This window comes from Streptomyces spiramyceticus (assembly GCF_028807635.1).
Lineage (GTDB): Bacteria > Actinomycetota > Actinomycetes > Streptomycetales > Streptomycetaceae > Streptomyces > Streptomyces spiramyceticus.
In genome coordinates this window covers 1,592,150-1,611,718 of record NZ_JARBAX010000002.1, presented here as the reverse complement: position 1 = coordinate 1,611,718, position 19,569 = coordinate 1,592,150, and the positions used below count along the sequence as shown (strand labels likewise).

At 68.6% G+C, this 19,569-nt stretch carries 16 protein-coding genes and 3 pseudogenes; 9 read left to right on the top strand and 10 right to left on the bottom strand.

The window, feature by feature from the left end; genetic code table 11:
- Positions 1–81: 81 nt before the first annotated feature.
- Together PXH83_RS30760 and PXH83_RS30755 are read right to left on the bottom strand one after the other, a co-directional pair.
- Positions 82–522 carry a protein kilB gene (locus tag PXH83_RS30760; protein ID WP_274564795.1) on the bottom strand — a complete coding sequence of 147 codons (441 nt, stop codon included), beginning with the start codon at positions 520–522 and terminating at the stop codon, positions 82–84.
- Positions 523–817: 295 nt separating this feature from the next.
- Positions 818–2,407, bottom strand: coding sequence for a hypothetical protein (locus PXH83_RS30755; protein WP_274564793.1), 1,590 nt, complete (start codon positions 2,405–2,407; stop codon positions 818–820).
- Between the two features lie 445 nt (positions 2,408–2,852).
- On the opposite strand from PXH83_RS30755, the pseudogene PXH83_RS32645 reads away from it, so the two are divergent.
- A pseudogene (locus PXH83_RS32645) lies at positions 2,853–3,209 on the top strand (transposase); the annotation flags it as partial.
- On the opposite strand, the gene PXH83_RS30745 reads toward PXH83_RS32645, so the two are convergent.
- Positions 3,206–3,868, bottom strand: a complete 663-nt coding sequence (locus PXH83_RS30745) for a GOLPH3/VPS74 family protein (protein ID WP_274564791.1) — start codon at positions 3,866–3,868, stop codon at positions 3,206–3,208. The pseudogene PXH83_RS32645 and the gene PXH83_RS30745 overlap by 4 nt on opposite strands.
- A 215-nt stretch (positions 3,869–4,083) precedes the next feature.
- Positions 4,084–5,043, bottom strand: coding sequence for a LysR family transcriptional regulator (locus tag PXH83_RS30740; protein ID WP_274565224.1), 960 nt, complete (start codon positions 5,041–5,043; stop codon positions 4,084–4,086).
- Between the two features lie 39 nt (positions 5,044–5,082).
- Here PXH83_RS30740 and PXH83_RS30735 point away from each other — a divergent pair, with 39 nt between their 5' ends.
- Both PXH83_RS30735 and PXH83_RS30730 read left to right on the top strand, forming a co-directional pair.
- Positions 5,083–5,976, top strand: coding sequence for a serine hydrolase (locus PXH83_RS30735; protein ID WP_274564790.1), 894 nt, complete (start codon positions 5,083–5,085; stop codon positions 5,974–5,976).
- A gap of 83 nt (positions 5,977–6,059) precedes the next feature.
- Positions 6,060–7,052, top strand: a complete 993-nt coding sequence (locus PXH83_RS30730) for an MBL fold metallo-hydrolase (protein ID WP_274564789.1) — start codon at positions 6,060–6,062, stop codon at positions 7,050–7,052.
- A 532-nt stretch (positions 7,053–7,584) separates the two neighbouring features.
- Here the strand turns inward: PXH83_RS30730 and PXH83_RS30725 are convergent.
- A pseudogene (locus PXH83_RS30725) lies at positions 7,585–8,700 on the bottom strand (pyridoxal phosphate-dependent aminotransferase); the annotation flags it as partial.
- 209 nt (positions 8,701–8,909) lie between these two features.
- On the opposite strand from PXH83_RS30725, the gene PXH83_RS30720 reads away from it, so the two are divergent.
- Positions 8,910–10,235 (top strand): S1 family peptidase, encoded by a 1,326-nt coding sequence (locus PXH83_RS30720; protein ID WP_274564787.1) that lies wholly within the window; start codon positions 8,910–8,912, stop codon positions 10,233–10,235.
- Between the two features lie 122 nt (positions 10,236–10,357).
- Here PXH83_RS30720 and PXH83_RS30715 read toward each other — a convergent pair whose 3' ends face one another.
- The 4 genes from PXH83_RS30715 to PXH83_RS30700 form a co-directional block, all read right to left on the bottom strand.
- A complete protein-coding gene (locus tag PXH83_RS30715; protein WP_274564785.1) occupies positions 10,358–11,944 on the bottom strand; it encodes an urease accessory protein UreH domain-containing protein in 1,587 nt (528 codons plus the stop codon).
- Complete coding sequence (locus tag PXH83_RS30710) at positions 11,941–13,248, bottom strand: tetratricopeptide repeat protein (RefSeq protein ID WP_338054742.1); 1,308 nt, start codon at positions 13,246–13,248, stop codon at positions 11,941–11,943. The genes PXH83_RS30715 and PXH83_RS30710 overlap by 4 nt, the downstream gene beginning before the upstream one ends.
- A 210-nt stretch (positions 13,249–13,458) precedes the next feature.
- Entirely contained in the window at positions 13,459–15,009 is a 1,551-nt protein-coding gene (locus PXH83_RS30705) for a DUF4331 domain-containing protein (protein ID WP_274564784.1), read from the bottom strand.
- Positions 15,010–15,361: 352 nt separating this feature from the next.
- On the bottom strand, positions 15,362–16,255 hold the full coding sequence (locus PXH83_RS30700) for a S1 family peptidase (RefSeq protein ID WP_274564782.1): 894 nt from the start codon (positions 16,253–16,255) through the stop codon (positions 15,362–15,364).
- 331 nt (positions 16,256–16,586) lie between these two features.
- Here PXH83_RS30700 and PXH83_RS30695 point away from each other — a divergent pair, with 331 nt between their 5' ends.
- The gene (locus PXH83_RS30695) at positions 16,587–16,949 is read left to right on the top strand and encodes a hypothetical protein (RefSeq protein ID WP_274564781.1); all 363 of its coding nucleotides are present in this window, start codon (positions 16,587–16,589) and stop codon (positions 16,947–16,949) included.
- A 9-nt stretch (positions 16,950–16,958) separates the two neighbouring features.
- Positions 16,959–17,252, top strand: a pseudogene (locus PXH83_RS30690) (TolB-like translocation protein); the annotation flags it as partial.
- Positions 17,253–17,452: 200 nt separating this feature from the next.
- Here the strand turns inward: PXH83_RS30690 and PXH83_RS30685 are convergent.
- Positions 17,453–17,917 carry an SRPBCC family protein gene (locus tag PXH83_RS30685; RefSeq protein ID WP_274564780.1) on the bottom strand — a complete coding sequence of 155 codons (465 nt, stop codon included), beginning with the start codon at positions 17,915–17,917 and terminating at the stop codon, positions 17,453–17,455.
- 333 nt (positions 17,918–18,250) lie between these two features.
- Here PXH83_RS30685 and PXH83_RS30680 point away from each other — a divergent pair, with 333 nt between their 5' ends.
- The 3 genes from PXH83_RS30680 to PXH83_RS32640 are packed head-to-tail and all read left to right on the top strand — an operon-like array spanning position 18,251 to position 19,569.
- Positions 18,251–18,712 carry a DUF2867 domain-containing protein gene (locus PXH83_RS30680; protein WP_274564778.1) on the top strand — a complete coding sequence of 154 codons (462 nt, stop codon included), beginning with the start codon at positions 18,251–18,253 and terminating at the stop codon, positions 18,710–18,712.
- A 12-nt stretch (positions 18,713–18,724) separates the two neighbouring features.
- Positions 18,725–19,351: a TetR/AcrR family transcriptional regulator gene (locus PXH83_RS30675; RefSeq protein ID WP_274564777.1), complete on the top strand. Its 627-nt coding sequence runs from the start codon at positions 18,725–18,727 to the stop codon at positions 19,349–19,351.
- Positions 19,348–19,569 carry a hypothetical protein gene (locus tag PXH83_RS32640; RefSeq protein WP_420803269.1) on the top strand — a complete coding sequence of 74 codons (222 nt, stop codon included), beginning with the start codon at positions 19,348–19,350 and terminating at the stop codon, positions 19,567–19,569. The genes PXH83_RS30675 and PXH83_RS32640 overlap by 4 nt, the downstream gene beginning before the upstream one ends.

The following is a 19,569-nucleotide window of genomic DNA, read 5'->3' as shown; positions in this document are numbered from 1 at the left end:
CGCTTCTGGAGATCTGGGATCAGGGATCAGGGATCTACCAGGCGTCGCGGTGGTCTGGCTCAATGGTCTGAGTGCCTGTGATCAGGCCATGGCACGCCCTGCAGCGGCAACCAGGTCGTCGCTCGCTGCGATGGCGGCCTCGCGGCGGGCGGCCAGGATGGTGTGGTCGGCGACGTCGCGTATGTCGAACGCGGCCAGGGCGGCCTCGCGGGCCGGTTCAGCAAGGGACGGTTCGAGGACAGAGACCGCGACCAAGGGGGCAGTGACGGCGGAGCGAGTGGCATGGGAGGTTGAACGGGCTGCCTCGACGGCTTCCTGGCTCGCGCCGTTCAGGCGAAGGTCTTCGCGGTGCCACATGGCCCGCCGATGGTCACCCAAGGCGGCCACCAATTCGCCCAGCGCCAGGCGCAGCGCTTCCGCCCTCCGGTCAGCGCGGGCGGCCCGCTCACCCCTGAACTGAAGCAGTCCGGTGAGCGCGCCGCCGAGCAGTGTGCCGGCCACGGCAATGATGCTGGACCACATCGGAAAGTCCTCCTTAGGGAGCGGCGTGATGCTGGCTGCCTCAGCGCCCTTCCAGCATCGGTCCGGTACATCAGATCTCGAAGCGAGACGCCTCGTCAAAGAGTTCGAGAAGGGGGCTTCAGTCTGTCCGCTACCGGGGCTCACTCGGCGCTCCCGTACAACGGCGAGACCACCTGGGGCTTTTGTGGTCGGCTCATGGACGCAGCCCTCGCAGCGCTGTGCTGAGCATTCGCACCGCCCGCAGCCTGCCGGTCAGGCGTCGACTTCCACTCCAGCCACCGCTGCTTGCGCCAGTTCAGGGCCTGTGGGTGGGAATCGCCGTCACCGTACGGCTTCCGTACATCGGCTTCTCGCCTGCTGGTGTGGCTGCGGACGACAGATAGGCGCGCAGGCCGGTTCTGTGTCCCAGGTCCGGGAGCCGGTGAACGCGCCATCGGCGCGCGTGCGACGGGATGCCGCCCTCGTCGGAGACCAGGACCGCCACCGGCAGGCGCGTGCCCGTGGCCGTGAGGCCCTGAGGTGTGATGCTGCCGTCGTGTCCCGAGGGCTGACGCGAGGCGCACCCGGCGCGAAACGCCACCCGGATCGCATCCTCGCCGCTGACCACACAGGGCGGGCGGACGCCCTGCGCGTGCAGCTCGGCGGCGATGTGGCCAAGGGCGACGCTGTTGCGGCGTACTCGGTCCGCCACCGAGTCGAGCACCTGGTACTGCACCGCCAGGTGCGCGGTGACCGCCACGGCGACCAGGACGACAGCTGTCCGGCGCCCCCGCGGCCGGGTGCGGCGAGCCACCCGGACAAGGCACTGAGCGACGGGCAGGGCCAGCAGGGCGTACGCGGGCAGCAGGAAGCGCGGAGCGGCGTAGCCGACGGCGAACAGGTAGGGCGCGGCCAGCGCCAGTCCGCTCACGGTTGCCAGGATGACCGCGGTGCGGTGGCGAGTACGGGCCGCGGCCCACACGCCGCCCGCAACGAACAGGGGCAGCGTGAGGAACCAGACGGCGGAGAGCGGGTACCGCCAGGGCACGTCGCACGGGCGGCACAGCGTCCGCCCGCCCAGTGCGCGCACATGGTCGTCGACGGCGAAGTACCAGCCCAGGTGCCCTTGGATCTCGCTGGACCGCCGCAGCCGCGTGAACAGGCCGCCGTAGTGTGCGTACGCTTCGACGACCCACTGGGCTCCACCGAGCAGCAGCCCCCCAGCGAGCACGGTCACCACCACCAGAGGCCGGCGGCGTGCCGGCCGCATGAGCAGCGCCGCCACCGCGAGCGGCAGGACCAGCCACACCGCGTCGGACGGACGCATGACAGCGGCGAGCGCCACCCCGGCGCCCAGACCTGGCAGCGCCCACCGGTCGCCGGGGTCCCGGGCGCCGCGCAGGAAGCAGCCGACCGCGGCGAGCGCTCCGTAGGCGACCCACAGGTTGGGCATCGCCTGCGGGCCATAGAACATCGTGACCCACAGGGTCGCGAACAGCGCCCCGGCGATCGCGAGTACGGGAACGGGCAGCAGCCGCCGCCACACCCATAGCCCGAGGAACAGGCCGCAGCCCGACAGCAGAGCCAGATAGACGCGGAGCGCCTCCACGGAGGTGGTCAGCGCCGCGACGGGCGCCACGAGGTAACTGATGCCCCGCGCTCGGGGCGCGCTGAAGAACGCCGCCGGGGCCTGCGGGCTGACCTGGCTGACGTACACCGTCTCGTCCCAGCCGAGCCCGAGGCCGGGCACGACCAGGACGAGCTGCGCGAACGTGAAGGCGGCGGCGACAGCCGCCAGCCAGGGCAGCGGGCGCGCGGCCGCCCCGGCGCCGGGCGGGTGCCCGTCCTCGCGCGCCCCGAGCGGGACGCCGTCCGCCGAACCTGCGATCAAACGTGCATTCTGCATGGCCTCGGCCTCACGTGGCGGTACGGCGGTGGCGGTCCCTCCGCCCCGCCCCCCCTCCACGCTGCGTGATGACTGCGCCACGCGCATCGGGCAGGCACGGCAATCGGCGCAGCGGCCAGTCCCGAACGAGTGAGACGACGCCGCCCGCGCGCATAGACCGCGCCCTGCACGGCGAGTTGGCCATTGGGTTCGTCATGGGGACTGAGCGGTGGGGATGGATTGTGCCGGATGGTCTGCGGGATCTTGCGCGGCCGTTGTTGCCGACGGCGCGGGTACGTCCTTCTGGCCGACCGGGGCCTGGTCGATCTGTCGAGGGCCGTCCGGGAATCTGCTCATGTCCGCGCTGTGGAGCTACGCCCGGACCCGCTCCCGGCTCCACTGCGTGAACGTCGACAGACGAGACGTCTGCCAGCACGGTCATCCGACTGGCGGGCGCCACGTACAGCCAGAGGTGGCCACGAAGCGGCCTCGTACCCGGCCCGACCGTGGTCCCGGCCGACAAGGCCTATTCCTCGCGCACCATCCGCGAGCACCTGGGCAAGCGCGGTATCCGCCCGGTCATCCCCGTCCCGGCCAGCCAGCGGGCCCACCGTCTACGGCGAGGCAACCGAGGCGGTCGGCCACCGGCCTTCGACCGCGAGACGTACAAGCAGCGCAACGCCGTCGAGCGGTGCATCAACCGCTTGAAGCAATTGCGCGCATCGCCACCCGCTACGAGAAGACCGCAGCCATCCACCTCGCCGGACTCCACATCGCAGGCATCTTCATCCGGTCCGCCGATGATCCGAAAGGAATGGTCTAACTCCCGGCCGTGGCGGCCGTGACTACGGTGACTGCGACCATAGCCGCCTGCATGTCGCGGATGGCGGCGCGGACACTCTCTGCCGCCCATTGCCCGGCGGCCACCTCCGCCATCCGCGCGGCGACCTGCTTGCGCGGGCTGTCGGGAAAGGCCAGGCGGTGCAGCTTGGCGGAGTGGATCAGCGCGATGAGGCCCGCCGTCCGTGTGTCCGGCTCGGCGTCGTCCAGTACGACGGTGCGCAGCCGTTCCCGCAACTCAGCCTCGACGGCGCCGTCGGCCTCGGGATAGCGGCGTATCGGGAACACGCCGAGTGCCTTGTGCTTCTCCTCCACGACCACTCCGCGCTTGCACAGACTCTCCAGAGCCGCACGAACGGCCTTGGCCTGGTCCTTCGTCAGCCATTCCGTCACACGTCGCTTCTTGCGTCCGCGCAGCCATGCCTCAATCAGTGCCGTCCGGCTGTCGAGCAACTGGTCCCCGGTCGGCGTCGTGTCTGTCAGTTCGAGGTGCTTGCCTGCAACGGACACCCGCCCGGCCAGGACCAGTTCGAGCAGGATCCCTCCCGACACCGCCCACCCAGCGGCTTGCCGCTGCTTCGCCGACCCGGACTCATCGTCCAGAGACAGCAGCATGATCTCCTCGGCCAGTGTGATCGCCATACCCGCTCCCCCGTATACGCCCCGTGATCGCCTTCTCATGATCAGACGCCCGGAACCGCTAAGAAGTTCCCCCGCTGATTCCGGTCATTCCGGCCCTGGTCCGTCCCTCTCACCTCATGCCTGGTCCACTGACTGATCCGAAAGCAACGGCCTGGCCAAGTGGGAGCGTTTTGACGGTCTCCCAGCGATGCGGCACAGACGTCGGACCCACTCATCTAGTCGTACACCACCGACCACGGGCGGGGCGCCCCGCCCTGCGAGCGCCGGCCGTCGTCGCGGCGTAGGGCCGCCGTACGGTCGCGGGCGAGCACGTCGGCTGCGAGCTCCGCGAAGTGGGGGGCGGCCGGGTGGGCAGACCGGTCGGCCGACCAGGCGCCGGTGATCCGCTGGGTCAGGGGGCGGCCTGCCAGGGGCCGCCAGGCGACGCGGGGTTCCTTTCGGGCCACCGGCCCCTGGTCGAAGGCGATTCCCTGTCCAGCGGTGACCAGGGCCAGCAGGAACTCAGAGTTGGAGGCGTGCCGGAGGCGGCCGGGCACGAAGCCCTCGGCGCGACAGGTGTCGAGGATCCGGTCGTACCAACCGGGGGCATGGGCACGCGGGAAGAGCACCAGATCGTGGCCGGACAGCTCCCCGAGCGCGACCTCGGGGAGCCTGGCCAGCGGTGAGCTGCGGGGCAGAACAACTCCGAGTTCCACGGAGACCTCCGGGCCGAGGCGAAGCTCGGTGGCGTCCACGGGCTGGTGGACGAGGCCGACGTCGAGTCCACCGGAGGCGAGCAGCCGCAGTTGTTCCTCGGTAGTGACCTCCTGCAGATCGACGGACAGGCCCGGGGAGTGCTCCGCGCAGGCGGCGAGCAGCGTGGACAGCATCGCGGCTGTGGTGTCGGGGGGTACGCCTGCGCGCAGTGTGCCCAGGCCGCCGTCCCCGGCGCGCCGGGCCAGCGTCCGCAACCGTTCCTCGCGGGCGAGGAGTTCGCGTGCCTCGTCCAGCAGGACCATCCCGGCGGCGGTCAGTCGTATCTGGCGGTGTGATCGGTCGAACAGTTCGGCGCCGAGGTCCTTCTCCAGTCTGCGTACCGCCTGGCTGAGCGGCGGCTGAGCCATGCCCAGTTGGTCGGCGGCACGGCTGAAGTGCAGCTCGTCGGCGACGGTGATGAAAATGCGCAGGTGGCGCAAGAGGTCCACACTCAGGACCCTACGTGAGAGGGGGAACCGGTGGTCGAGGAACGGATCCGCGAGGTCTTCGCGGGGGCGGGCGCCGAGGGATTGCTGCATGCGATCCCTGTCGGCATGGAGCCGGGTGCCGAGGAGGTGACGGTCGGCGCGGACGAGTCCGTTGTGATCGCTTCGATTTTCAAGGTGCTGCTGGTTCTGGAGTTTGCCCGGCAGGCCGCCGCCGGCCAGCTCGATGCCCGCGAGCGGATACGGGTGACGGCGGCCGACCGGCTCGGCGGCTGGGGCACGGCCGGCTGTATGGACGACGTCGAGCTGTCGCTGCGCGATCTGGCCCTCTTCGCGATGTCGGTCAGCGACAATTCAGCGGCGGATCTGCTGCTGGCGCGAGTCGGCCTGGACACGGTACGGCTTCTCGCCGGGGAACTCGGGCTCGACAGAACCGTGATCGTGGGCGGCCCTCGTGACGTACTGGAGTCGATGCTGGCCGAGGTCGGGGCACGCAACGAGGCAGAGTTCGCCGTCCGTTACCCGGCTCTGCCGGATGACCGCAAGAGACGGCTGAGCGTGTTGGATCCCCGGCGGACCAACTCCAGCACGCCCCGCGAGATCACCCAGCTGCTGCGTCTCATCTGGCGTGACGAAGCGGGCCCGCCGGAAGCCTGCGCACAAGTACGGGATTTGATGAGCCGTCAAGTCTTCCGGCACCGGCTGGTTTCGGGCTTTCCCGACGAGGTGACCGTCGCGGCGAAGACCGGCACCCTGCCGGGGCTCCACATGGAGGCTGGGGTCGTTCGGTACCCCGACGGCAGCTGCTACGCGGTCTCCGTCTTCGCCCGTACGCGGGAGCTGAACGCCTCACGGCCGGCGGTGGACGCCGCGATCGGCGCCGCGGCCAGGATCGCCGTCGACTTCCTGAAGACCACAGGCGCGTGACCTGCTGTCATATGCGTTTGCATATAGGGACGGCAGAATTTTGATCTTGGACGAAGGTGGTCGGTACCTGATCTCCTGACGCCATGAGCGACGACACAGACGCACAGCGCATACTGAGATTCGGCCGACGTACGGTGCTGCGCGGCGCCGCCCTCGGCGCGGCGGCCCCGCTCCTTACCTCCACGGCCGCCGCGTCCGAGGCGGCCACCCGCGGGGCCCCGGTGGCCGGTTCGGCGTCCCTCCGCTGGCTGGGCACCTCCGGCTGGCGCATCGACGTCGACGGCCGGACCGTGCTCTTCGACCCGTACATCACCCGATTCAAGACCGGACTGTTCTCTGGCGCCTTCAAACCGGACACGGCACTGAAGTGCGATCCCAAGCTGGTACGGGATTACATCGGCCGCCCCGAAATCGTCCTGGTCAGCCACTGCCACTGGGATCACCTTGCCGATGTGCCCTACATCGCCAAGTCCACCGGCGCTCGGATCGTCGGCACCGAGACCACATTCCATGTGCTGGTCGCGTTCGGTGTCGACCCGCACCAGATCTCGGTGGTGAAGGGCGGCGAGGTGCTGGACTTCGGCGGGCTCACCGTCGAGGTCGTGGCGAGCCGGCACAGTCGCAACAAGCGCCACTCCTATTTCGCCCCAGGCACGCTGAACGCACCGCCCGCGGCGGCCCCGAGGACCATCTCCGACCTGCCGGAGGGCGACACACTCGCCTTCCAGGTGACGGCCCCCAACAGGGGCCCGTCGGCGTTCCTGATGGGCGCCAGCGACTTCTCCGAGCGGGACGCTGAGGGACTACGCCCCGATCTTGCGATGGTCGCGGTCCCGTCCAGCACCTCCACATCCCACTATGTGCCTCGACTGCTGCGGGCACTGGGCAAACCCGGGGTTGTCGTGCCCGTCCACTGGGACAACTTCGAGGAGCCGCTCAGCGAGCCCCTGCGCCGCGACCCGGCGGTGGACCTGGACGCATTCATCGCCCAGGTCCACCGGGAGTCTCCGGCCAGCCGGATCGTCGTCCCGGATTACCGCACCGCGTATGGCGGCGACATGCGGCCGAGGCGCTGACCGGACTACCGCAGGTTGGACCGGTCAGAGGATGGGCCGACACTGCCAGCTGGCCATAGACGCACTGTTGCTGTAGGTGATGGCCCGTCCGATGAGGTCGGTGTAACGGGGGCAGGGGTAGCGTTCCGGCATGACGTCAGCGACGCTGCCCCGGTTTCCGCCGTATCCGAGGGAGCTGTGCTGCTCGGCCCACGCACCCCTTCGAGCTAGATGAGCTCACCTCCGTCTCGGTGGCCACCGCCCACCATGCACGAGCTCGTCACGCCCCGCTGACGAGGCGGTCCACCGCTGCGGTTCCCGAGGTGTATCCCCTCGCCATCGCCCCGGGCAGCGCGGTATTCGGACGCCGGCCCTGTGCCGGCACCGGATCGAGGCCGTGGGGTGAAACCGTCTGCTGACTGTCCCGAGCGAGCATCGCTGCGGGGGCATGCCGCAGGTTCTCTGGGGGAAGCGACTGCGCCGCCGACGTGGGTACCTGTGCGAACCTCTGTGGTCGTGACGTCCATGCTGCCTCGGGTGTCTGCATAAGCTGCCCGTACAGAACCTGCTCCAGTGCTGAGATCAGCCGGGACACATCCTGCTGAGGGCGCACGACAAGTCGTAGGAAACGGCTGGAACTGCCGACCTTGTTGGCGCAGTCACGCACCAGCACTCCCTGCTCGGAGAGCAGTCGGTCGCGCAGAACCGTCCCGTCCGCACCTGCCGGCAGCCGTACGTAGACGAAGTTGCCCTGTGAGGGATAGACGGTCAGGCCCGGCAGTTGGGAGAGGCGCCAGGTCATCTCCTCCCTGTCGCGGCGCGAGTGCTGAATGCTGTCCGCGTACTCCTGGCGGTGCCCCTTGAGCATGAACACCACTGTTTCCGCGAAGGAGTTGAGGTTCCACTTCGGCAGAGCGGCGCGCACCTTCCCCGCAAGCCCGGGATTCGACACCAGATAGCCGAAGCGCACACCGTGCAGTCCGAAGTTCTTGCCGAGACTGCGCAGCACGATCACATTTGTCCGCAGTACCGCCTCGGCGGCAACGCTCGGTTCGGGTTCGGCGTCGGCGAATTCCAGGAAGGATTCGTCGACGACCACCAGATCCAGGTCCTGGAGTGCGTCGAGGAGCGCGAGGACCTGATGCTTGGGCAGGAAGCCGCCGTCGGGGTTGTTGGGGTTGCAGATCACTGCTGCGCGTGAACCACGCGTTCGGATGAACCGTACAAACGATTCCGTATCCAGGCCGAAGCCGTGCGCTTCCGGTAGCAGGAGCATGTCGACTCGCTTGCCGGTTTCCATCGGCTGGTCGGTCCACCGGCCGAAGGTGGGGACAGGCACGGCCAGCGACTCGTGGACGAGCAAGTGGTCGATCCAGGTGATGAGTTCTGTGGAGCCGTTCCCCATCGCGACGGTCTGCGGGTTGAGTCCGAGCACCTGGCACAACTCGGCGGTGATGGTTTCCGCACTGCTCGGGTAGTACGTCAGAATCTCGCGGAGCCGACTGCCGAGTTCGTCGAACATCGCGGGGGTGGGGAAGTACGGGTTGCAGGGAATGCAGAAGTCGGTGATCTCACCGGCCGCGCCGGCCCCTGCCCGGTTCAGGGTGAAGTACGAGGGGCTGTGCGCGGTGGACGCGCGGAAGAGTGCGGTGACATTGCTGCCGGCCATGAACTGCCTCCCTGCCTGCGAAGGCCCGTGCTTTACGAAGGGGCCGCCCCGGTATACGGACGGAGGTGAGGCGGCGTTCAGCGACGTGCTTGGCCGACCTGGCCGGTGTGAGTGAACAGGGCCTCATGACGACTCGTATGTAGAGGGGGCCGCCTCCCGCGGCTCCCGACGTCGGTGACGTCGTGTCGAAACGGCTTTGAGGGTGACTGATGAGGCACGCACGACGCAGACTGCAGGGGCTGGCACGGCTGGCAGCCGTCGGCGGAGTGCTCTGCGGCGGTCTGATGATGACCACCGCGATCGCGAGCGAGCCATCAGCTCGTGGAGCGGACAAGGGCGTCACCGTTCAGCCCGCCGAGTTGGGCGCGAGTCTCGTCTCACGGCTCGGCACATCCCGTACCGCCGGTAGCTGGATCGGCTCCGACGGGCGCCCGGTCGTCGCAGTGACCGACGCGGAAGCGGCGGTCGAGGTCGGGCAGGCGGGAGCACGCGCCAAGCTTGTCAGCCACAGCATGCGCCGGCTCCGCTCGGCCACGGATGCTCTGCGAGCTGCCCCCCGGGTGCCCGGCACCGCATGGGTGGTGGACTACGCGTCCAACGAGGTCGTCGTGCATGCCGACAGCACCGTCTCGGCCGGGGACTGGTCACGTATGACCGGCCTCGCCGATCAGATCGGCAGCTTCGTACACATGCAACGGACCACGGGGTCCTTTACCACGAGGGTCAGTGGTGGCGCCCCGGTCTTCGCCGACGGCGGGCGCTGCTCCGCAGGATTCAACGTAACCGACGGCCGGAACAACTTCATACTGACGGCGGGGCATTGCGGTTCTCTCGGCACCGCCTGGTTCCAGGACGCGCAGGGCTCCGGGCGGGTCGGTACCACAACGGCCAGCACCTTCCCCGGCAGCGACTTCTCCCTCGTCAAGTACGAGAACGGCGACGCCTCCAGTGGCAGGAGCGTAGTGGGGATCGGTGGTGGCCGGGAGGTACGGATCACCGCGGCCGCCGATCCGTTCGTCGGCCAACAGGTCTTCCGCAGTGGCAGTACCACCGGGGTGCATTCAGGCCGGGTGACCGCGTTGAACGCGACGGTGAACTTTCCCGAGGGTACGGTGACGGGCCTGATCGAAACGACGGTCTGCGCCGAGCCGGGCGACAGCGGTGGCCCGCTGTTCGCTCAGGGGTTGGCACTCGGCGTGACCTCGGGCGGCAACGGGGATTGCACCACCGGTGGTCTCACCTACTTCCAGCCGACGACCACGGCGATGGCAGCCCTCGGAGTGAGCGTGGCCGGCGCCACCACAGCGGCCGAAGAGGGTAGCGGCGCAGCCTCGCCACCGGCTGCCGCCGGAACCTCCGTACCGGGGGTGGTAGAGGGTGTGACACTGCCTGACGGAATTGTCACCCTGCGGACTCTCATGCCGGGACTGCTGGTTGTCGCTGTAAGTCTTCTCGGTCTGATGGCCACCCGTTGGATCCGGTCAGCTCATGACCGCAGAAGCTATCGCAGGCAGTACTCCCAAGTCTGGGGCTGAAGCCGGGCGGCGGTGACAGGTCGATGCCTACGGCGGTCGGCGCTCCGTCTCCCGGCCGCCGTGCCCACGGCGCGTCCCCGCCGTCCCCGCCGTCCCCGCCGTCCCCGCCTGTCCACGATGCCTCAACTGAGCGCTGTCGCAGCCCCTCTGAGCAACAATCCACACCCCAGCGCGAATACAACGGCGGCCGTGCCGAGTGGGGCCGCGCGTTGGGCAATCGAAAAGAACCGGCCTCGCGGCCGAAGCGTCAGCCTGCGTGTTGTGGTCTCACTCAACCGCACTGCCGCGAACCCGGCCCCCGTCAGTGTGAGCGCCAGCCCGGCTCCGTACGCCAGGACCAGCAGAAAGCCGAACCAGGCCTGGCCGAGCGCGGCCGCGCCCACCAGGACGAGGACGGCGGACGGGCTCGGGACCAGTCCGCCTGCAAAGCCGAGGAGGATGACCCCGCGGAGGCCGGGAGCGGGAGGGACGTGGGAGTGTGAGTGGCCGTGCCCGTGGTCCTCGCTGTGGGAGTGAGTACTCGCCGTGCCGTGCTCATGACGGTGGTCCGCGAGGGTCCGGTCGTACTCATGGGCATGCCCGTGCGTATGGCCGTGCGTATGGCCATGGCTGTGCCCGTGGGGGCGATGACGCTGTCGCCACGCCTTCCGGAGCAGCAGCGCGCCGGCGCCCGCGACCAACGTGCCGCTCGCAACACCCAGCCAGGAGACGACGGTGGGCGCGGCCGCCGATCCCGCGGCGATCAGAGCACCCAGCGCGAAGACGCCCAGGGTGTGGGTCATGGTCACCGAAATCCCGAGGGCCAGCACGTCACGCAGAGAACTTCGGCCACCGGCCGTGGCGGCGGCCGCCATCATCGTCTTGCCGTGCCCCGGGGCGAGCGCGTGGAGCGCGCCCAGCAGCAGAGACGCGCCGAGCGCGAGTGCCGCGAAACCTACGGTCAGTTCGTGCCGGGCCACCAGACCGGTCAGCGTCTGGGCCCAGCGGTCCGCCCCGCGCGGCAGCACGCCGGCGGTCGGGGAACCGCTCTTCTCGTCCTGACTCCCGGCGAGTGCCGGCCCGCCGGGACGGACGGTGAAGGCGCCCGACCGCACGTCAGGCGGTGTGAAGAGCGGATCGCCGGGGTACACGGTCAGCCGCCGCGAGACGGAGTCCCCCGGCACGTCCGTGCCCGAGAGCGTCATCCGGTCGCCTCGCGCGGTGATCTCCCGCCACCCCGCTCCGGTCGTGACACTCGCCGGCCGGTACGCCAGTCGCATTCGTTCGGCACGGGGCAGCGGCGCCGTCAGCTCGCAGATTACGCGCAGCGTCTGCAACCCGGCCTGCCCCGGCCGTACTTGCGCCTTCGCGCTTCCCGCCGAGACGGGGGCGGTCTTCCCACGCTGTGACGCCCCGCCGGCGATCACCAGCTGGGCGCCCTGCGCCGCGGCGTCGCACCGCGTCCGGGCCCATGCCGACAGTTCGGCCGACGCCAGCCGATCGTCTCCGTCGGCGTCGATGCGGTTCTGTTCCTGGGCGGCCGGAATTTCCGCCAGGTCCTCGACATGGTCCACGTTCAGCTTCCCCGGAGCGACGAGGAGACCGTCGTACTGATTGACGGTGAAGTTCCCCAGGGGGTGTGCCTGCGCCGCATGGGCGGGGAGCAGGGCCAAGGCCGCTCCGGCCACCAGCGTGGCGAGAGCGGAAACGGTGGTGGTACGGCGTTTCATGACTCCCCCCGAAGCTCGGACAGCACGGACTTCGCCTCGCGCGCCGCAGTCGGCGAGAAGCCCGGGTTCAGGTCCAGCGCGGCGCGCAGATACCGGCGTGCCGCCGTGTCGTCGCCGAGGGCGTGCTCGATCATGCCCCGGTGGAAGCTGAACACAGCGTTCCGATAGCCGGGGGTCCCGGCCGTCGCTTTCTTCGCGTACGTCAGGGCGTCCTGATCCTTGCCGTTCGCGTGGAGCGCCCAGGCGAGCGCGTCCGCCGTGTGGACAGTCTCCCGGCGGGACCATTCGGCGCGCGCCGACTTCAACGCCTGAGCGGCGTCGCCGTGGTCTGCCTCGATGAGAGCGGATTCCAGATCGGTGGCGACGCCGTTGGCGCGGGCCAGCCGTGTCCACGTACCGACAAGTCGGTACTGCTCCTCGGCCTGCTTGCGTTGCCCGGCCGCCTCATGCAATTCACCGAGTGCGGCGAGCTGACCCGGCAGCGGATATCGCCGTACGACCTCTTGGAGATCACTCAGGGCTCGCTTCGTCTCCCCCTGTGCGGCATACGCACGCCCGCGGCCCTCCAGCGCCGGCACGTACTGCGGATCGGCGCGCACCGCCGTCGCGTAATGGCCCTGTGCTCGCCTGTACTGCCCCTGCGACCAAGCCAGTTGGCCGAGCGACGTGGCGACGTACGCCACATCGGCGGGAGTGAACGCGGAGTCCAGCGCACGCAGCAGCACTTGGCGTGCCCCCTTCGCGTCGCCGCGCAGCTCCAGCACGTACGCGTACCGGGTGAAGACCGGAATGCCGGGCCGGCGCCGGTCGGCGAGCTCAACCGCTCGCAACGCCTCGTCGTAGCGACCGAGTTCCACCAGGGCGTCGACCCGGCTGCACAGCGCCCGCTCGCTGTACGGGTTCACGCGCAGCGCCCGGTCCGACTGACGCAGGGCCGCCTCGAAGTCGTGCCGGGCGGCGGCGAGCGCCGCCCGGCCGGCGAGCGCCGCATCGTTCTCGCCGGGCGGGCGCAGCTTCAGAGACCGCCCGAACGCCTTCTCCGCCTGCGGATACCGCGTCGGATCACCGCTGGTCCGCGCCTGCTCGACATACGCCGCGCCCAGCGTCGCCCAGCCTGTCGCGTCCTTGGGCTGCCCCTGGAGGTGCTCGTGCAGGGCGTCGATGCCCTGCACGAGGTCTCCGGCCGTCAGCCGCTCGGCGGACGCGTCCGCCGCGAGAGTGGGCGCGGCCCGCCCGGACCGGCCCGAGCCGCCGTCGGCCCCGATCGCGACCGAGGTGGCGGTGAGCCCCACTGCCACCGCCACGACTGCCGCGATCCGCCGCCGTCGCGGCCCATGCCCTCGCTCATGCCATCGCATGAACTGCGGCTTCCGTACGAGCATCGGTCTCGCCTTCCTCGGTTTTCACGGGTCTTCTCTGTGGGGTGGCCCGGCCGCGCCGTGGGGCTGACGGACTACGCTGCTCGTCCGTCAGGAGAGGGCCGAGCCGCCGGATGCGCGCTCCATGGCCGGACGTCAGCCGAGCCAGGACCGGCGTGCGGGCTGACGCCGAGAGCGCACGTACGCCATGCCGAGGCCGATCAGCAGCACGCTCACAGCCCCCGACAGCGCCGAGACGAGCATCACCGTGTTGTCGTCCCACGACGCAGTGATGGGAGACAGTCCGCCGGTCAGGCCCGTGGCATCCGTCTTGGTGTCTGCCTCCGCCGCCTTCTTGCCGTCGGAACCGGAGGTGGGCAGGGCGACGTACGGGAAGCTACGGCCGAACTCCTTGTCGTTGGCGTCGACGGCGTCACCCAGGTCGTTCTTCGAACCGACGAGCTCGCCCTCGACGGCTTGCAGCGCGATGTCCAGCACGTCGTCCGTCAGACGTCGCCCGTTCGGGAAGCCCGCGTTGTCGCCGTCCAGTACACCCAGCCGCTTGGGCTCTGCGACCGGCTTGATGGAGGTGTTGAGGCGCAGCATCTCCGACGGTGTGACATTCGGCGGCTGGTTGACGTCCTTGACACCGGTCAGGAACACCGAGACGAGGTCATTGCGCGGCTCGGCCGGAGCCTTGATTTTGTAGATGCCCTCGATGAGTTTGGGCAGCTCCGGTTCGGTGACGTTCTTCAGGAAATCCCCGTCGTTCTCGGGCGAGGACGCGTTGAACTTGTCCTTGTCCTTCACCGGGTTGACGACCTCGTTGACCAGCGGCATACCGAGCCGCGACACCCGCGTCCAGCCGCCGGAGGCGCTCTTGCGCTCCGTCGTCGCATAGATGCCGACGACCGGCTGTTTCTCCGACTCGCGAATGTACGTGTTCGGCACCTGCAGGGCGATCGTGTTGACGTTGTAGCCCTTGAGTGTGTCGTTCCCGACCTCCGACAGATCACCGCCGTACAGCAGGTCGAAGACCCGCAGATCGAGGAAGAACGGGTCGTCGGCCTGACCGGCAAAAGCCTTCAGCCCACCGGGGACCTTCTGCACCGCCTGGTCGCGCAGCTTCTGGTAGTCGGGCATCGACGCCTTGCCGACGTTCGACGGGGCGACCGGAAGGTTCTTCGCGACCTTGTGCCGTGAGACGACCTTCTCGTGCTCGAGCCGCAGCAGTTCGATGTCGTACGTCTGTGTGAAGTTGAGGTCCGGGTCGTCCAGGCTCTCCACCGCCCCCGTGTTGTAGAGGAAGGTGTTTTGGTTCTTGCGGTGGTCCTTGAACGTGAACCGGTACAGCAGGTCGTCCTGGGCGTCACCGTCGCTGTCGATGTGTATGTCGTAGCGCGCGTCGTTGGCGAAGGTGTAGAAGTTCGGGCCGCCCGCCGGCTCCTGGAACGGCAGCCAGTTCGCCACCAGAGTCGTCGTGTCGTCATGGTCCGGGCTGACGAACGCGTACACGTCCGTATTGTCGAACTGGGGCTGCCCCGAGATCAGGGGGGCCTCCCGGTGGCTGGAGGCGGTCGCCGTCTGCGGCTCCAGCACGGCCACGCCGGCAGCTGCGAGTCCCCCGCCGGCCAACGCACCACAGACGAGCAGAGCGACGCTCCCGCGACTCCGCCAAGTCCACACGCTTCTGGTGATTGCGGTCATCTCGTCCGTCCTTCATCCGTCATCTCGTCCGTACCGGCTTGCTTGTACGTCCAGTACGTGCGCGGCAGCCGTCTTGTTCGGTCTCGAGCGCTGAAAGATCGCACCTACGTGTTTCGAGCCGGCCGTACGGGAGCTGGAGGAGACGGAACACTCGCTGGTGACCTCGCTGGTGAGGGCCTGTACTGCAGCGGTGTCACGGGCGGATCAGAAGAATCGGTTCGGGCGCACATCCCGGAACAGATGAACGCTGCGGCAGCCGCTTTCGTATCAACAGGCGTGCCGCGGGCTGCGGCCACGTACGCCAGTTGCCTGGCCCTGCAGCAGCAGAGCCAGGCAACCAATGATCAGTGGGTCAGCGCCCGAGCAGCCGCTTTACCTTCTTGCCCTTGGCGGACTCATCCAGCGTGTTCCACAGTTTGGCTGAGCCGGTGTAGGTGTAGACGCCCGGAGCCCCCTGCTCCGCGCAGCCGTCTCCGTACGACACGATGCCAATCTGATAGACGCCCTGACGGCCGGGAAGTTTACGGAACAGCGGACCGCCGCTGTCGCCCTGGCACGAGTCCTTGCCCTCGACACCCGCGCAGACATTGACCCGCTTGTCGTAGCCGGGATAGCTCGCCTTGTATTCGATGTGCGAGAGCACCGGCACGTTCACCGCGCGCAGCCGGTCCGGGAACGACGGGATCTCGGTGTTGGTGTTGCCCCAGCCGGCGACCGTGGCCGAGGCACCGGGGCGGATCAGAGCGTCGGTGCCCTGGGTCGGCAGCACTACCGGAGCGGTGCCCCTGACCGGCTTGTCCAGCACCAGCAACGCCATGTCGTACGCCTCTTGGCCCTTGGCGTAGCGGGGGTGCACGACGATGTCGGACACGTTGCGCAGGGAACCCTGCCTTTTGTTCGACAGCAGGGTACGGCCGACCGTCAGCTCGATGGTCTTGGCCTTGGTGCCTTCGACGCAGTGCGCGGCAGTCATCACGACATCCTGGGACAACAGGCTGCCGCCGCAGAACTGCCGGTCCACCGGGCTGCCGTTGCCCTTGTTCAGCAGCGCGGTCATGAACGGGTAGGAACCGTTGGGCTTCTCAACGCCACCGATGATGTAGGCGCCGGGCCGGCCCCCGTCCTTCGCCGCCGGGGCCGCCTGGGCCGTACCTGCGGCCGATATGGAAAGGCTGAGAGCCACGCCCGCCGCCATACCGGCGGCGGTTATCTGCCTCGACTGGAGGCGCAAGAAGGGTATTCGCATGGGGGGTGTCTCCGATTCGTGAAATGACACCGCGGCAGCACGCATGCCTAATCGATGAGCCGGCGGGGCTCGTCAATGAGCTTGCGCACACCAGGTGTTGTGACGCCGACTCACATTAGAAGCACCCGTGTGAGCACGTCAAAGATGCGAGCTCAATTCCACGGTTGAAGGCTGCCATTCCGCCGGCTTGCGCATTACTCACTCCGTCTCTCAGACGGAAAAAGAGCGGGCCAGGTTCACTCACCCGCGGGATTTCTTCTGAAGACGCGGTCTTGGGGCCCAGCACGGTCCAGCACCCGCTCCCCATGGTCGGCACAACGACCAACTCACCATGTCTTACCTGCGGTCGCTGTGGATCTCTTTCGCCCAGGCAATCTCGGCGTGCGCCGCTGCCTACGCGGCGGGCGGCGAGCAGCAGGGCCCTGCGCTGCGCCGGGCCTCCCGGCGCCTCGGGGCCGTCACTCAGGGACTACGGGCCGCCCACAGACACCGCAGCTCCGTGCCTCGGTTGTCGCACCGCCGCAAGGCGCTCCGGGCGCACGAGCGTCAGGTCGTCGCAGTCCTGCGCAATGCGGAGGCACGGCTGGACAGCGAGCCACAGCAAGCGCTCCGAGAACTGGGGGAACTGCTCCTGACGATCGCGGACCGGTACTGCCAGGCCGGATCGGGGCACTCCTGGACCCCGAACAGATGAATGGTGCAGTCCCCCGACGGCACCCGCATCGCCTACAAGAAGCGCGTCCGTGCGGGCGCCCAGGATCCGTGGCAGCTGCATGTCCTCGACTTGAAGACGATGCGCGAGACCCCGCTGGCCGAGACCCGCAGCGTCGACGACCAGGCGGCGTGGCTGGACGACTGGACGGTCGCCTATGCCCTTCCGGCCGCTGCGAAGGGTTCCTCGGACGTCTGGTCCGTTCCTGCTGACGGCACCGGCGAGCCGGATCTCGTCGCCCGCGGCGCGTACTCGCCCAGCCTGGTCTCGACCGCCACTCGATGAGGCAGCGCAGGGGCTCTGCGACCTCACGCGCGGGACGGACGGACACAAGGTTTGAACCCTCCGGTCCGATTCCTTGACGGCCTCGCCTGCCCCCTCCCAGGTTCCTCAGAAGTACGCAGGTTCACATGGGCGATTGCACCCCTTCCGGGCGGGGGCTCTGGGGCGGGCAGCACCATCGATCGCGCGAGATCGCGACCGGTTCAGGGTGCGGAGTGCTCCACGGCGGCAGCGACGTCGCTGAGGTCCTTCGCCACGGCCTTGGCCACCGCCTTGGCTCCCAGGGGGCCGAGGAGCTTGGCGAGCAGACCGGCGAAGCCTCCGGGTGGTACTGCGGCAAAGGTCATCCGCACCGTGGTGGCACGCGGCTCGCCAGGGGACAGAGCGAACTCCGAGATGTAGTGAGTACCCTGCGAATCGGCCTCGACCACGTAGCGGGAGGGCGGTTCGCACGCCGTGACGCGCATCTCCTCGGTCGCTTGCTTGCCGAACATCCGCCGGGTCTCGCGCCAGCGTGTGCCCACGGCGAACGGGCCCTCGGTGAGGACCTCGACCCGGTCCACACCACTGAGCACCGACGGCATGCCGTCGAGATCGGTGAGCGCCTCCCACACCCGCTCGGCAGACGCGGCGATCCGCCGCTCGACGACGACTTTCGTATCAACCATGGCGACCTCCTGCTCTCAATGAGAGCAGGAATCTCCGACATCCGAGTTACAGCCGCTGCGACGCGCCAGATCTCGATGCCCGGCAGTATCAGGTAGGGCCACCGCCCGGCATCGTCTCGACGCAAACTCCCTCCGCGCAGGTCACAGCGTTGGCCGTAGGCGAGATCGGACGAGACGGGACACCAGGCGCTCCCACGGTTCGTCACCCTTCCACATCCTCGGCACCGCCACCCGCTCAGCCTGAGGCAGGACACCCTCGCCCCGCAATCACATACGTACATGCATGTACGTATGTATGATGCGAAGGACTGGAACCCGAGGGAGGAATGCCAGATGAAGAACCAACTGGCGCAACAAGTACGTCAAGTCGAAGCGACCGACCCGATCGCCACGGCTCAGCGGTACGACTACGCCGACGCCTTCGAACTTCGTCTGTCCGAACCGGATCCGCACTCCCCCGAAACCTGGGTCCGGGCGGGTCTTGACTCCACCCCGAAGTGGGTGGACCGGATCGCGAGACTGCTGGGAATGCGCAGCGCCCCCGCGGAGTCGGCAGAGCAGGTCGGCGATTTCCGGGTCATCGAGTCCGGCCCCGAGGTGGTCCATCTTGAGACAACCCTGCCGCTGATGCGCGTCGTGCTCGTGGGGCGTCGGGTCGAGCCGACTCTCAGAATGTTCACCAGCGTTCTCCACTACCAGCGGCCGGTGCTTGCTCGACTCATCTGGGCGGTCGTCGGCATCGGTCATCGGCGGGCGGCACGGCAGTTGATCACGAGCAAGATTTCGGCCAAGTGAACGGAGCAAGGCATGGGTGACGAGACACGGGAGAGGTTGACCCAGGCCGATCGCCGCCTGCGCACCCGCACCGCGCTGCTCGAATCGGCCGCGCGGGGCCTGTCCCGCTACGGCTACGGCAACCTCGTGCTCGAGCAGGTGGCCAAGGACGCCGGGTACACGCGCGGCGCGCTCTATCACCAGTTCAAGGACAAACAGGACCTGACCCTGGCCGTGACCGAGTGGGTCTACGAAACCTGGGACCAGGAGGTGGGCCAGTTCGTCGAGCAGGAGCAGGATCCCGTCGCGGCGCTGCTCACCCTTGCCCGCGGTCACGCCGTCTTCTGCCGTCGCGACATCGCGCGGGTGGCGATCGCGCTGCGGCTTGAGTTCTCCGGGCAGGACCACCCGGTGGGGCGCTCGGTGGAGGAGGGCTACGCAACACTCATCACGCTCTGCGAGCGCCTGGTCAAAGCCGGGCGCAAGGCGGCAACGATCCCGTCCGGCCCGCCGGCCAGAACCGTCGCACTCGCCTTCGTCGGCGCACTTGAGGGCACCGTGATCGCGCTGGCAGGGCAGGTACGGCATGACGAGCTGCTCGCGGCCCGCACCGCCGCCGGCGTACTCGGACTCGATCCCCTTACCGTCACACGTCATTGACCACGGAGGACCACGACATGAAACTCCAGGCCACCGCACACACCTCCCACCCCTGGCGTATCCACGAGATCACGCACGACTTCCAACTTGAGGACGTCTGGGCGTTGTCGACGCCCGGCGGCCCGGACGACTTCCCACGGCTGGTGCAACAGTTCGTGTCGGGCGACACGTCGGACAATCCCTCCCTCGTCGCGCGCACACTCTTCGCAATCCGTTAG